The sequence below is a fragment of the Lactococcus cremoris subsp. cremoris KW2 genome, from assembly GCF_000468955.1.
GTDB lineage: Bacteria > Bacillota > Bacilli > Lactobacillales > Streptococcaceae > Lactococcus > Lactococcus cremoris.
Genome location: NC_022369.1, coordinates 1,624,930 through 1,638,075, shown reverse-complemented (window position 1 = coordinate 1,638,075; position 13,146 = coordinate 1,624,930). Strand labels below are relative to the sequence as shown.

The following is a 13,146-nucleotide window of genomic DNA, read 5'->3' as shown; positions in this document are numbered from 1 at the left end:
TCATTTTTTAACAATTTCTGTTGTTAAGCATAAGAAAGCGAAAACAATATAAAAAAAAGCGTTAAATAGTTTGTACATAAATTAAATTTATCTTATAATAGTATTATAAGAAATCGAATTATGCAGTTTTTTTAACAAAGGAGAATAATATGGCATCAAAGAAAATTTTGATTATTGAGGATGAAAAGAATTTAGCTCGTTTCGTCTCATTAGAATTAGAGCATGAAGGCTATGCCACTGAGATTAAAGATAACGGACGTTCTGGGCTTGAAGAAGCAACTTCAAAAGATTATGATTTAATCTTGCTTGATTTGATGCTTCCTGAACTTGATGGTTTTGAAGTTGCCCGCCGTTTGCGCAAAGAAAAAGATACTCCAATTATTATGATGACCGCGCGTGATTCAACAATGGACCGTGTTGCCGGTCTTGATATTGGAGCAGATGATTATATTACTAAGCCTTTTGCGATTGAAGAACTTTTGGCTCGTGTTCGTGCATTCTTCCGTCGTGAAGAACATGGTCACGCTGTAGAACGTGCTGAAAACACTTCTTTTCGTGATCTTGTAATTGACAAAACAAATCGTACCGTTCACCGTGGTAAAAAAGTAATTGATTTGACGCGTCGTGAATACGATCTTCTTTTGACATTGATGCAAAATGTTGGGGATGTTGTCACTCGCGAACATTTAGTTTCACAAGTTTGGGGATATGAAGAAGGAACGGAAACAAATGTTGTTGATGTATATATCCGCTATCTTAGAAATAAAATTGATGTTGAAGGACAAGACAGCTATATTCAAACCGTTCGTGGTTTGGGTTATGTGATGCGTGAACGCAAATAAAAAAATAAAAAAATGAAAAAATTATTCACTTTCAACAAGAAAAAGGAAACGGTAGAAGAAAGTTCGGCTAAGCGGTCTATTATGCTTAGGTGGGCTTTTGCTAACACCGTTTTTTGTTTTATTACTTTTACTCTTTTTGCAACATTAACTTATCAACTGACCATAAGTTCTTTCATTAAGGAGGAACAAAGGTTATTGACAGGTTCAATGGACAGCGTTGAAGAGGTATTAGAACAAGCGGATGCTCCTTTAAATTCAACTAATTTGAATACTTATATTGAAGCGACATCAAAGATTCAAAATGGGGAATCGGAAGGAATGAGTCTGGGAAGTATCATCGGGACTCGGAAAGCATTTTATATTTATGATTTAAATCATAAATTATTATATTCAACTAATCGACATGATTTTGGATTTCAAAAGCAAGGCAATAATGAGATGAAAGAAATTCAAGGTGAGAATCCAGGTTATTTAGTCCAAAGGAAGATTGTTTCTAAAGGGACGGGACAGGTTGTAGGCTATTTACAGGCATTTTATGACACGACAACTTATCATCGGATTTCCAATCTCCTTTTAGTCGTCTTGTTAATTTTAGAAATTGTCGCTTTAATCGTTGCGCAAATGATTGGTTATTTTATGGCGAATTATTTTATGAAGCCTTTAGAAAAACTTTATCAGGGAATGCAGGAAATGGCGAGTGACCCCACGAATGATTTCAAACCTATCGAAATTGAAAGTGGTGATGAAATTGAAGAATTAGCTCATGTTTATAATGATATGATGCTGAAAATGAAAGCATACCTTGAACAGCAAAATCGGTTTGTCTCTGATGTTTCACATGAATTAAGGACTCCGTTAGCAGTTTTGGACGGTCATATTAATCTCTTAAATCGTTGGGGAAAAAATGATCCAGAAGTTTTGGATGAATCTTTGCAGGCGAGTTTGGATGAAGTAGACCGAATGAAGAAAATGCTTGAAGAAATGCTTGCTTTAGCCAGACTTGAAAATGTAGATTTGTCCAGTGAAGAATTGGATTGTGACGTTGGGAAAGTATCTAATCATGCGCTTAAAAACTTCCAACTTCTACATGAGGATTTTGAGATTGTACTTGATAATCAGCTTATCTACCCTGTCCATGCCCGGATATCTGAAAATCATTTTGAACAAGGATTACGCATTTTGTTAGATAATGCTGTTAAGTATTCTCCGGATGATCGAAAGGAGATTGTGATTACTGTTTCAGAAGATGAACAGTTTGTCATTACTAGTGTTTCTGATAAAGGAATCGGAATTGCCGAAGAAGATATTAATCATCTTTTTGAGCGATTCTTTCGAGCGGATAAGGCACGTAACCGTGAGATTGGCGGAACTGGTTTAGGTTTACCAATTCTTGCTCGTTTAGCCGAAAATTATCAAGGGGAGATTGAAGTTAGTTCTGAGCTTGGGATTGGTTCAACTTTTACCTTAAAATTTCCAAAAATGTGATAAATAGGAATTATCTTTTAGATAATTCCTATTTATCTGCTCATTTCATGTTATGTTATATAACATGAAATGAGTAAATGATTGACTTTGATAAAAAACTGTGTTATATTTTATGACATGATTAAATATTCAGAAAATATCGGTAAATTTCTTATTTAATCTCGAAATTTTAAAGGAGAATTTTTATGGACACAGGATCGATTGCATTTATTTTAATTTGTGCAGCTTTGGTTTTATTAATGACACCTGCACTGGCCTTTTTCTATGGGGGGCTTGGAAGGCGTAAAAATGTATTGAATACAATGATGATGTCATTGGCACCAATGGCTCTGGCTTCCATTTTATGGGTAATTATTGGCTTTTCATTTTCTTTTTCTGGAAATAATAGTTGGATTGGAAATTTTGACCATTTGTTTATGAATGGTGTAGATATGGCCAAAAATTCATTATTTCCTGCCAATCACATTCCTGACGGTCTTTTTTCTGGTTTTCAGATGATGTTTTCGATTATTACGGTCGCTTTGATTACAGGTTCGGTAGTTGGGAGAATGAGATTTACTCCTATTCTACTTTTTATGGGAGCTTGGTTGATTTTGGTTTATTATCCTCTGGCTCATATGGTCTGGGGTGGCGGTTTCTTGGCTCAAATTCATGCGATTGACTTTGCTGGGGGAGACGTTGTTCATATCTCTAGTGGGGTTACAGGTCTAGTTCTAGCATTGGTGCTTGGAAAGAGGCGAGACTATGAACGTTTAGATTATCGTCCACATAATATTCCTTTCGTTGTTTTAGGAGCTGGTCTTCTTTGGTTTGGTTGGTTTGGTTTTAATGCAGGTTCTGCTCTTGCTGCCAATGGTGTTGCGATTAATGCTTTTATGACTACTAATACGGCCGCAGCGGCAGCGATGCTTTCTTGGATGATTATTGAAAAAATTATGATTGGTAAACCTTCAGTGGTTGGTGCTTGTTCTGGAGCGGTTGTTGGCTTAGTTGCGATTACTCCAGGTGCTGGTTTTGTCTCTCTTTGGTCTTCGATAATCATTGGTTTATTGGTTAGTCCTTTGTCTTATTTCATGATTTCTGTAGTTAAGAAGAAATTTGGTTATGATGATGCACTGGATGCTTTTGGTTGTCATGGAATTGGTGGAATGTTTGGCGGAATTATGACAGGAATTTTCGCAACACCAGCTTTGGCTCCAGAAAAAGGTTATGTAGGGCTAGTTTATGGGTCAGGAAAATTACTTTTGGCTAATCTTACTGCGGTTGTTTTTACAGTTATTTTTACGGCCCTTGTCAGTTGGATTATTATTAAGGTGATTGGACTTATTATGCCGATTCGAGTTACTGACCGTGCTGAGGCAATTGGTCTTGATGATAGTGAGCATGAAGAAACTGCGTATCCAACATTTTTAGGTTTAGATTCTTGATTTTAGTTTATTGATAAGTCTGTCAGTAAATTTATATTAAAAAATGAAGGAAATGTATTTTTAAAGATAAGAGAGAAAAAATATGAAAAAAATTGAAGCGATTATTCGAACGGATAAATTAGAAGATTTGAAAAAAGCTCTATCAGACAATGGCTTGGTACATGGAATGACTGTTTCGCAAGTTCTTGGCTATGGTGAACAAAAAGGTTTTGCGGAATATGTTCGTGGTCAGCGAATTGAAACAACTTTACTTTCTAAAATAAAAATAGAAATTGTCTCAATTGATGAGAAAGTTGATCAAATTGTTAATGTAATCACTAAAGCAGTGCGAACTGGTGAAGTGGGAGATGGAAAGATTTTCATTCAACCAGTAGAACGTGTGATTCGTATTCGGACATCAGAAGAAGATGCCCAAGCATTGTAAGTAAACATGGGCTGACAAATGGGTCAGCCTTTTTTTGTTTTCTTTGAAAAATTATTGATAGTGCTGTCAGTAATTATGACTGTTGAAAAAAAGGCTGATTAGGGGTAAAATAGATTAGATAAAGTCATCAGTGAAATATTTTACTGACAACTTAAAAAGGAATAGAAAATGAAAAAAATAACGAAATTTAAAGATCAAAAAATCTTAGTTCTTGGACTTGCCCGTTCTGGAATGGCTGCTGCTCTTGTGCTCAATGAGTTGGGAGCGATTGTTACAGTTAATGATGGCAAACCTTTTGAAGAAAATAAAGAAGCTCAAGTGCTATTAGAAGAAGGGATTAAAGTCATCACAGGAAGTCACCCAATTGATTTGTTGGACGAAGATTTTGCACTGATGGTTAAAAATCCAGGAATTCGTTATGATAATCCTATGGTTGAGCGAGCAGAAGCTCTAAAAATTCCAGTGATTACTGAGGTTGAACTTGCATATTTAGTGAGTGAGGCACCAATTATTGGCATCACAGGAACAAATGGTAAAACGACAACAACGACATTAATTGCTGATATTTTAAATGCTGATGGTCAATCTGCTAAGTTATCAGGTAATATTGGTTTTCCAGCGTCAGAAGTTGCCCAAAAAGCTCAAGCTACTGACACATTAGTGATGGAACTTTCAAGTTTCCAATTGATGGGAATTGATACTTTCAGACCTAAAATTGCTTTAATTACAAATCTTTTTTCTGCTCATTTGGACTACCATGGTTCACAAGAAGCATATGAAGCTGCTAAATGGCGGATTCAAGAAAATATGACAGCAGATGATTTCCTAATTCTCAATTTTAACCAAGAAAAATGCCGTAAATTAGCAGATAAAACAAAGGCAACGGTCCTTGCTTTTTCAACTAAAGAAAAAGTTTCAGGTGCTTATGTTAATGAAGGGAAAATTTATTTTAAAGATGAATTTATCATGGAAGCTTCTGAGCTTTCACTTCCTGGGGATCATAATTTAGAAAATGCTTTGGCGGCAATTGTCGCTGCAAAATTACGTGGAGCAGAAAATGAAGCAATTGTTGAAGTACTGACAAGTTTTGCAGGTGTAAAACATCGGTTGCAATATCTAGGTGAAATTGATGGACGAAAAGTCTATAATGACAGTAAAGCAACTAATATTTTGGCTACTCAAAAAGCCTTGTCAGGATTTGACAACAGTAAACTTTGGCTTTTAGCTGGTGGACTTGACCGAGGCAATGGCTTTGAAGATTTAGAAAAAGATTTAGAAGACTTAAAAGGAATGGTTGTCTTTGGACAAACTGCGGATAAATTGCGGTTGACGGCTGAAAAATTGAATATTCCTGTGTTTGCTAGTCAAAATGTTGCAACTGCTCTTAAAGAAATCATGCCTCAAACGCAAGTTGGTGATACCATTTTACTTAGCCCAGCTTGTGCAAGTTGGGATCAATATAAAACCTTTGAAGAACGAGGCGATTTATTTATCGAGGCTTTTGAGAGCTTAAAATAAAAAATATGATAGAATAAATTACTGACAATTATAATTGGGACTAATTTGAATACTCAATTTACTGACAGATTAATATAAACAAGTTCATTTTACTGACAATTATTAGGTCTAACTCGTAGGTTATTTATTTCGTTGTCGTCCACTTTTTTCGATTTATTGATTTGAGTGAAGAAGATAGCGGTTAAAGCTCAAAAAGTTTAGATCTATCAGCAAATCCCCAAACCATTGGAGAAGAATAAATATGCGAATTATCATTACAGGTGGCGGCACAGGCGGTCATATTTACCCAGCCCTAGCTTTCCTGAAATATTTAAAACAAGAGGAACCAGATACAGAGGTCCTTTATATTGGAACTAAAAAAGGTTTAGAATCTAAAATTGTTCCACGAGCAGGAATTCAATTGAAAACAGTTGATATTCAAGGGCTAAGACGTTCATTAAGTCCACAAAATATAAAAACTGCCTTTAAATTTTTTAAATCAGTATCAGATGCTAAAAAAATTATGAAGGATTTTAAGCCAGATGTTGTGTTAGGAACTGGTGGATATGTGGCAGGACCAGTCGTTTTTGCAGCGGCACAATTGAAAATTCCAACAATTATTCATGAAGGAAACTCATTTCCAGGAATTACCAATCGTTTTCTTGCCAAAAAAGTTGACCGAATTGCCGTAGGTTTCCATGCAGCGGAGCAATATTTTCCTAGTGAAAAAACAAGTTTCACAGGAAATCCAAGAGCTCAAGAAGTTGCTGATGCAGCTGCTCAAGTTGAAAAGTTTGAACAACCAACAGTAGTGATTTTTGGGGGTTCTCGTGGAGCTTTAAAACTTAATAATGCTTTTATTGAAGCCCTGCCTGAATTGGCTAAACGTTCATTCAAAACAGTTTATGCTTCAGGTGAGATTTATTATGATGATTACAAAGAAACTTTTGATCAATATAAAGAAAATCCAAATTTAGATATTCGACCTTACATCAATAATATGACTGAACTTTTAGCAAAAAGTCAACTTTTTTTAGGGCGTTCTGGCTCAACAACAATCGCGGAAGTGACAGCTTTAGGTTTACCAGCGGTTTATGTTCCTAGTCCAAATGTCACAGCAGACCAACAAACTAAAAATGCTCAAGAATACGTTGATCAAGGAGCAGCAATTATTGTAAAAGATGAAGAATTGAATGGTCAAAGTTTAGTCGAAGCGATTTCAGATATTCTTGAAAACACAGAAAAATATCAAGAAATGCAAAGAGCTAGTCTAAAAGCAGGCGTTCCAGATGCTAGCCAACGCCTTTACAATCTAGTGAAAGAGATTAGTAACTAAATGAGTGAAAAAGATAATAACTTAACCCCTTGGCAGCAAAAACATCTTGAATATCAGAAAAGAAAAGCTGAAGAAGCTAAAAAAGAAAAGAAAGCAAATCAGCCTAAAAAGGCTCGCTTGAGCTCTCCTTTTCTTAAAAGTCTTCCAAAAACTGAAAAAAACTTTGATGACACTGAAGGTCAAGCTGAGTCAGCTGAGTTGTTAGATGAAAACTTGGAAGTAAACCAAGAAGAAAGCCAATCAAGCGAATATTCAACTGAAAATGAACAAATTGTTGCTCAACTAGATTCTCTTTCTCAAGAAGTCGAAGAAGAAGAGAAGCCAAAAAAAGCTAGATTTTCAAAGTTGTTTGAAGGCTCAGCTCCACTTTTAAAGAAAATGTGGCCGGCTTTATTGGTTGTTATTCTGGTCTTTTTGGGCTCCCTCTATTTGATTTCACCTTTGAGTAAAATATCAACTTTTAACGTGTCAGGGAATAAAAATGAAAGTTCAGAACAAGTAGCCCTCGCTTCAGAAATTAAGACAAGTGATAGTATTTTTAAAATTCTTAATAATAAGGCGAAAATTGAGTCAACAATTGAACAAAAATTTCCTCGAATTTCTACTGTCACGATTAACTATCATTTTCCAAATCGATTTGAGGCGGTTGTTCAAGAACATACCAATAGTGTTTATGTCAAAAGGAATAATCAAACTTATCTTGTCTTAAATAATGGCTATGTGATTAAGACACCGGTTGATGCCAGCAAACTTGAAAAATTGCCAGTTTTACAAGATTTTACTGATGAGGAAGTCCAGACTTTTGTCAAAGCCTATGAAACTCTTAAACCAGCTATCAAAGCTTTGATGACGAATGTAACGAAAACTCCTACAGATGCGACCAAAGATTTTATCGCAATTGATATGAGTGATGGAAATCAGGTTCGTGTCTCTCTCAGTCAAATGGCTGATCGACTTCCTTATTATCCAAGCATTGCTAAACAAGTTCAGGCTCCACAAGTAGTGGATATGGAAGCGGGAATTTATACGAAACCTAAAGCGGCCTATGATGCTTATCTTTCTCAATTATCCACTTCTAAGTCGGCTTCTATTTCGGCTCAAAATGCTAAAAAGGCTGAAACAAGCGGAGAGAGTACTGCTCAAAGTACAACGACAAGTTCAAATTAAAAGTAAAAAAGTGATAATTTAGGATTGTCACTTTTTTAGCATAGGGCAAGCTATAAAAAAGCTGGATAAAATGCTATAATGAATAGCACGCATTTTTGTGGAAAAATAATATATAAAATATTTAAAGAAAATTTAGAGGAGAAACTGTATGTCTTTATTTTTAGATACAGCACGAATTGAAGTAAAAGCTGGTAAAGGTGGCGATGGCGCAGTTGCTTTTCGTCGTGAAAAATATGTACCAGATGGCGGTCCTGCCGGTGGTGATGGAGGTAAAGGGGGTTCTGTAATCTTTAAAGTTGATGAAGGAATGTCAACTTTGATGGATTTCCGATACAACCGCATCTTCCGTGGGAAACCCGGTGAAAAAGGGATGAACAAAGGGATGCACGGTCGTGGAGCCGAAGATTTAATTGTTCATGTTCCTCAAGGGACAACTGTTAAAGATAATGAAACTGGCGATGTTTTAGTCGATTTGATTGAAAAAAATCAAGAATTTGTGGTTGCTAAAGGTGGCCGCGGTGGTCGTGGAAATATTCGCTTTGCTACACCACGTAATCCAGCGCCAGAAGTGGCAGAAAATGGAGAACCTGGAGAAGATAAGATTCTACTTTTGGAACTTCGTGTTTTAGCAGATGTTGGTTTAGTTGGATTCCCATCAGTTGGGAAATCTACTTTGCTGTCAGTAGTTTCAAATGCTCGTCCTAAAATTGGAGCTTACCATTTCACAACAATTACACCAAATATTGGGATGGTTCAAGTCGGTTATGGCGATAGTTTTGTTATGGCGGATATGCCAGGATTAATTGAAGGAGCACACTCTGGTGCAGGACTTGGAATTCAATTTTTGCGTCATATTGAACGGACACGTGTCCTTCTTCATATTCTTGACATGTCTGAACTTGAGGGACGTGACCCTTATGAAGATTACAAAACAATCAATGATGAATTGGAATCTTACAATCTCCGCTTGATGGAACGTCCACAACTTATTGTTGCCAATAAGATGGATATGCCAGAAGCAGCAGAACGTTTGGCCGAATTTAAAGAAAAATTAGCTGCTGATTTAGAAGCAGATCAAGAAATGCCTGAAATTTTTGAAGTATCTGGGTTGACTAAAACAGGATTACAAGGCTTGTTAGCTCGTACGAGTGAATTACTTGCTCAAACACCAGAATTCTTACTTTATGATGAAGATGCCTTGGGTGATGAAGTAGCTTACTATGGCTTTGAAGACGAAGAAAAACCATTCAAAGTTTCACGCGATGATGATGGTGGATGGCGTTTATCTGGTGAGAAAATTGAAAAACTCTTTATCATGACAAACTTTGACCATGATGAATCAGTAATGAAATTCGCTCGGCAAATGCGTGCCTTCGGTGTCGATGAAACACTTCGCTCAATGGGTGCCAAAGACGGAGATTATGTACGAATTCAAAAATTTGAATTTGAATTTGTAGACTAAAAATATCAATATTTTCGGAGATTAAAAATGGGATTTAAAATTATTGGTGACCGTGACAAAGACGGAAATTTTATTGCCTCAGCCGATTATTGGACAGATGAACGGATTGATGACTTATTAAAAAAATACAATCCTCACGGTAAATTGACTTTATCAAAGGCTAATCAACAGAAAAATGATGAAAAAAAGACTGATTAATTCAGTCTTTTTTTATTGACGAAATTTATAGTTTTACTGACAGAGAGATTATTGTCTTCTGTCAGTAGTTTTGGCTTGAATTATTTCCTGAAAAATGACTTTATTGACCGTTTTAGATTGGTCAGCAACTTTATAGAGTGCATTACGTTGAAGAGTTTGAATTTGGAAAACTGGGCTGATATTATTCGTCTTATGAAGATTATCAGTGATAATTTGATTAGGATTAAAATTGATATCGTCAGGAACTAGAGAAAGAACTGCTGATTTTTCATAATTTTGTTCAGAAATCGTTTGATTTTCAACGTGAAAACTGATTGCTCTTGGCAGAAACGGAGCTGCCAGAGGAAACCCAGCAATCATTGCATTAAATGAGATATTCTGACCAAAAATCACTTGTTTATTTTTATATTTTTCGAGTTCATTTCTAAGTAAAAGCTCAGCATCCTCAAAAGATAAATTTGGCTGATAATAGAATTTTTTTCGAATATTATTAGTGATTAATTCAAATCCTGTAATTCCAACAACAAAACCATTCGGATTACTTTCAAATTTTTTAAAATGACTTTGCGTCAGAAGTTCATTGGTCGTAATTTGTCCATCGGAGATGACGCTGATAAAATCAGGTAACATGACAATATTGATAAAACTCATGGTATAAATTCCTTAAAAATTTCTGTCAGTAAGGTTTTGGGTAAATTTTACTGACAGAAGAGGTGTTAAATTTGCAAATGTTTCTTATCATTGTATCACTTTTGGTAAATTTTATACTATTTTTTTTCATATCTACACACAATTAAATGATACAAAAAAAACAATTTATAAAGTAATAAATTGTTTTTTTAGTAAATATAAAGATTGATTAGAAAAAATAGCATAAAATACGATTTATTACCAAGGTTCTTTCCGAAAAACTTCAATTTTTCGGAAAGAATACAAGATAACTTATCCAATTTTCACTGTAGAATTATTTTGTAACTAAAAAAATTAGATACATACAAGTATATTATATAATAATAAATTATTTTGTACAAGATTAACTACACAATTATTAATAAATATATCTGTAAAATTACACATTGCTCAATTACCTACACAAATCAAGACCTAAAATAAAGCAAAAATATTGCAATATAATGAAAAATTTTCAGAAAAATTGAAGTTTTTCTGAAAATTACATTAGAAAATAGAGAGAAAGAGAGGCTTTTTATTGATTACAAGGATAAAAGTGTGTAAATGTAAAGATTAAGAAAGGGAAGAATATTGAAAAAATTCGTATTAATTATCTTATTGCTATTCTCATCGTCGATTTTATTGGCGAACAAGAGTTCAGCAGATACAACAAGTTATGATACAAAAGGTCAAGTCGGATTTACGGGAAATTGGATAAATCCAGAATCAAGTAGTCAAGAAAATCCTAAAAAAGGCCTTCCAATTACTCAGACCATACTCCCGAAAACAGGAGATATGGAATTCTCATCAATGCTAACTAGTTATGTTGGCTTATTAATTTTGGCAAGCATAATAGTTTATAAAAAAGAAAGAGGGAGGTTAACTTTATAGAAAATAAATAATCGTCAATTACTGCACCTTTTTTAAGGATAAAACAAATGGAGAAACTTAATGGATAAACTAATTTTAAAATCAACAACACTTCTTGCAGGCATACTGATCTCTGCACCTATGATAATCACAACTGCTAGTGCGGCGACTACAGGCGGGGATTACACTTCAAGTGCAAATCTGACTTTACAAGCAGGAACTGGTCCAGTCGACCCTCTTGATCCAACAGATCCAACTAATCCTGTAACACCAGTAGATCCTGGTACTCCAGGTGCTTCTGGAAATCTTACTGTCGATTATGGATCTACACTTTACTTCGGAACCCAATCAATTTCCACTCAATCTAAAACTTATTATGCACATCCTGATATGGTAAAAGATCAATCTAACGCTGTAAAAGTAGTGCCTAACTACGCTCAAGTAACAGACCAATCAGGAGAGCTATCAGGTTGGACATTAAGTTTAACACAGGCTTCAGATCTTCATATGACTACTGGAACATCAACAGATCCTGGATATGCACTTAGTGGTGCACAAATTAGCTTTACCGGTGGCACTCTTCTTGGAGGAAACGGCATTACTGCTGGGAAACCAAGTGACGTTGTAGCTTCAGGAGCGCTTACACCAGGAGTAGCAACAAAACTAGTTTCAGCTGCAAAAAATGAAGGAGCTGGAACTTGGTTATATAATTTTGGCGATGTAGATGCTTATGATGCAAGTTCAGTTGATACAGCCAATACCACAGATCATACTAAAGTGGCAACAAAATCAGCAATTAGTTTGGCTGTTCCTGCAGGTTTGATTGAGAAGGCAGCACCATATACTACAGATTTGTATTGGAGCTTACAAGCCGTTCCAGGAAATGATTGGGACGGAAATACATCTGCGGTTACACCAGTACCATAAGTTTGATTTTGATAAAAGGAGAGAATAAATGAATAAAATTTTATTGAAATCAACGGTACTGCTAACTACTGCATTAATCGTGGGACCAATAATTGTCAGTGAAGCTGATGCCGCAAGCACTGGGGGAGATTATACATCAAATGGTTATGTTAACTTTGCTGAAGGAGATAATACTGGAATTAACCCCGTTGATCCTTTAGACCCCTCTGTCCCTGTAGGACCAACAAATCCTGATGGTACCGACCCAACACCTGGAACAGGAGGAGCACTTTCAATCGATTTTGCTTCAAGTCTAAGTTTTGGAACACAAAAAATTTCTTCAAATGATGCCACATACTATGCTCATGCCCAGTGGATTAGCAAAGATAAAGATGGAAGTGCAGTTGATACGACACGTCCTAATTATGTTCAAGTTACTGATACACGCGGAACCTGGGCTGGATGGACCTTGACTGTTGCAGAATCCGATCAATTTCAAAATGCTTCAGGAGACAAGCTAACTGGAGCAGAACTATCTTTTGGTAAAGGTTATACCGATGGAACCACTACTGCAAAACCCGGTTATATCAATACCACTAATTTTGTTGTTAGTACAGCTGCTAGCAAAATTTTAGGAGCTGGTCCAAATCAAGGGATGGGAACTTGGGTATATGGTCTAGGAGCTAATGCAGATTACCAAGAAAATGGTGGAGCGCATCTGGGTAATGAAGCAGTTTCTACAGCATCACCAATCAGTCTTAAAGTTATTGCTGGTACAAATAAAGCGACCTCATATACGACACAATTAATTTGGTCCTTAACGAATACCCCAGGAAATTAAATGTCTATAATTTCTAAACTAT

The 13,146-nt window shown here is 35.7% G+C and carries 13 protein-coding genes; 12 read left to right on the top strand and 1 reads right to left on the bottom strand.

Features of this window, described 5'->3' with window-relative positions:
• Window positions 1–149: 149 nt before the first annotated feature.
• The 9 genes from KW2_RS07715 (at window position 150) to KW2_RS07675 (ending at window position 9,838) form a co-directional block, all read left to right on the top strand.
• Window positions 150–842 carry a response regulator transcription factor gene (locus KW2_RS07715; protein ID WP_011676631.1) on the top strand — a complete coding sequence of 231 codons (693 nt, stop codon included), beginning with the start codon at window positions 150–152 and terminating at the stop codon, window positions 840–842.
• Window positions 843–854: 12 nt separating this feature from the next.
• On the top strand, window positions 855–2,327 hold the full coding sequence (locus KW2_RS07710) for a HAMP domain-containing sensor histidine kinase (RefSeq protein WP_021037558.1): 1,473 nt from the start codon (window positions 855–857) through the stop codon (window positions 2,325–2,327).
• A gap of 185 nt (window positions 2,328–2,512) precedes the next feature.
• The gene (locus tag KW2_RS07705) at window positions 2,513–3,754 is read left to right on the top strand and encodes an ammonium transporter (protein WP_021037557.1); all 1,242 of its coding nucleotides are present in this window, start codon (window positions 2,513–2,515) and stop codon (window positions 3,752–3,754) included.
• An 82-nt stretch (window positions 3,755–3,836) separates the two neighbouring features.
• A complete protein-coding gene (locus KW2_RS07700) occupies window positions 3,837–4,178 on the top strand; it encodes a P-II family nitrogen regulator (protein ID WP_011676628.1) in 342 nt (113 codons plus the stop codon).
• A 168-nt stretch (window positions 4,179–4,346) separates the two neighbouring features.
• Entirely contained in the window at window positions 4,347–5,696 is a 1,350-nt protein-coding gene (gene murD / locus KW2_RS07695; RefSeq protein WP_021037556.1) for a UDP-N-acetylmuramoyl-L-alanine--D-glutamate ligase, read from the top strand.
• 241 nt (window positions 5,697–5,937) lie between these two features.
• Window positions 5,938–7,011: an undecaprenyldiphospho-muramoylpentapeptide beta-N-acetylglucosaminyltransferase gene (gene murG, locus KW2_RS07690; protein ID WP_021037555.1), complete on the top strand. Its 1,074-nt coding sequence runs from the start codon at window positions 5,938–5,940 to the stop codon at window positions 7,009–7,011.
• Complete coding sequence (locus tag KW2_RS07685) at window positions 7,012–8,178, top strand: cell division protein FtsQ/DivIB (protein WP_021037554.1); 1,167 nt, start codon at window positions 7,012–7,014, stop codon at window positions 8,176–8,178.
• A 148-nt stretch (window positions 8,179–8,326) separates the two neighbouring features.
• Entirely contained in the window at window positions 8,327–9,640 is a 1,314-nt protein-coding gene (gene obgE, locus KW2_RS07680) for a GTPase ObgE (RefSeq protein WP_021037553.1), read from the top strand.
• Window positions 9,641–9,667: 27 nt separating this feature from the next.
• Window positions 9,668–9,838, top strand: a complete 171-nt coding sequence (locus tag KW2_RS07675) for a hypothetical protein (RefSeq protein ID WP_011676623.1) — start codon at window positions 9,668–9,670, stop codon at window positions 9,836–9,838.
• Between the two features lie 48 nt (window positions 9,839–9,886).
• Here KW2_RS07675 and KW2_RS07670 read toward each other — a convergent pair whose 3' ends face one another.
• Window positions 9,887–10,489, bottom strand: a complete 603-nt coding sequence (locus tag KW2_RS07670; RefSeq protein WP_021037552.1) for a hypothetical protein — start codon at window positions 10,487–10,489, stop codon at window positions 9,887–9,889.
• Between the two features lie 609 nt (window positions 10,490–11,098).
• Between KW2_RS07670 and KW2_RS12135 the strand changes: the two genes are divergently transcribed.
• From KW2_RS12135 to KW2_RS07655, 3 genes are read left to right on the top strand one after another with little or no spacing between them, the layout of a single operon-like run.
• A complete protein-coding gene (locus KW2_RS12135) occupies window positions 11,099–11,398 on the top strand; it encodes a hypothetical protein (RefSeq protein WP_021037551.1) in 300 nt (99 codons plus the stop codon).
• 60 nt (window positions 11,399–11,458) lie between these two features.
• Window positions 11,459–12,304, top strand: a complete 846-nt coding sequence (locus KW2_RS07660; protein ID WP_021037550.1) for a WxL domain-containing protein — start codon at window positions 11,459–11,461, stop codon at window positions 12,302–12,304.
• A 28-nt stretch (window positions 12,305–12,332) separates the two neighbouring features.
• The gene (locus KW2_RS07655) at window positions 12,333–13,124 is read left to right on the top strand and encodes a WxL domain-containing protein (protein ID WP_021037549.1); all 792 of its coding nucleotides are present in this window, start codon (window positions 12,333–12,335) and stop codon (window positions 13,122–13,124) included.
• Window positions 13,125–13,146 lie beyond the last annotated feature (22 nt).

What these genes read in the sequence shown, in the direction of transcription:
- KW2_RS07675 (WP_011676623.1), top strand. Translation starts at nt 9,668, where the DNA reads ATGGGATTTAAAATTATTGGTGACCGTGACAAAGACGGAAATTTTATT.
- KW2_RS07715 (WP_011676631.1), top strand. Translation starts at nt 150, where the DNA reads ATGGCATCAAAGAAAATTTTGATTATTGAGGATGAAAAGAATTTAGCT.
- obgE (WP_021037553.1), top strand. Translation starts at nt 8,327, where the DNA reads ATGTCTTTATTTTTAGATACAGCACGAATTGAAGTAAAAGCTGGTAAA.
- KW2_RS07655 (WP_021037549.1), top strand. Translation starts at nt 12,333, where the DNA reads ATGAATAAAATTTTATTGAAATCAACGGTACTGCTAACTACTGCATTA.
- KW2_RS07710 (WP_021037558.1), top strand. Translation starts at nt 855, where the DNA reads ATGAAAAAATTATTCACTTTCAACAAGAAAAAGGAAACGGTAGAAGAA.
- KW2_RS07670 (WP_021037552.1), bottom strand. Translation starts at nt 10,489, where the DNA reads ATGAGTTTTATCAATATTGTCATGTTACCTGATTTTATCAGCGTCATC.
- murG (WP_021037555.1), top strand. Translation starts at nt 5,938, where the DNA reads ATGCGAATTATCATTACAGGTGGCGGCACAGGCGGTCATATTTACCCA.
- murD (WP_021037556.1), top strand. Translation starts at nt 4,347, where the DNA reads ATGAAAAAAATAACGAAATTTAAAGATCAAAAAATCTTAGTTCTTGGA.
- KW2_RS07685 (WP_021037554.1), top strand. Translation starts at nt 7,012, where the DNA reads ATGAGTGAAAAAGATAATAACTTAACCCCTTGGCAGCAAAAACATCTT.
- KW2_RS07660 (WP_021037550.1), top strand. Translation starts at nt 11,459, where the DNA reads ATGGATAAACTAATTTTAAAATCAACAACACTTCTTGCAGGCATACTG.
- KW2_RS07700 (WP_011676628.1), top strand. Translation starts at nt 3,837, where the DNA reads ATGAAAAAAATTGAAGCGATTATTCGAACGGATAAATTAGAAGATTTG.
- KW2_RS07705 (WP_021037557.1), top strand. Translation starts at nt 2,513, where the DNA reads ATGGACACAGGATCGATTGCATTTATTTTAATTTGTGCAGCTTTGGTT.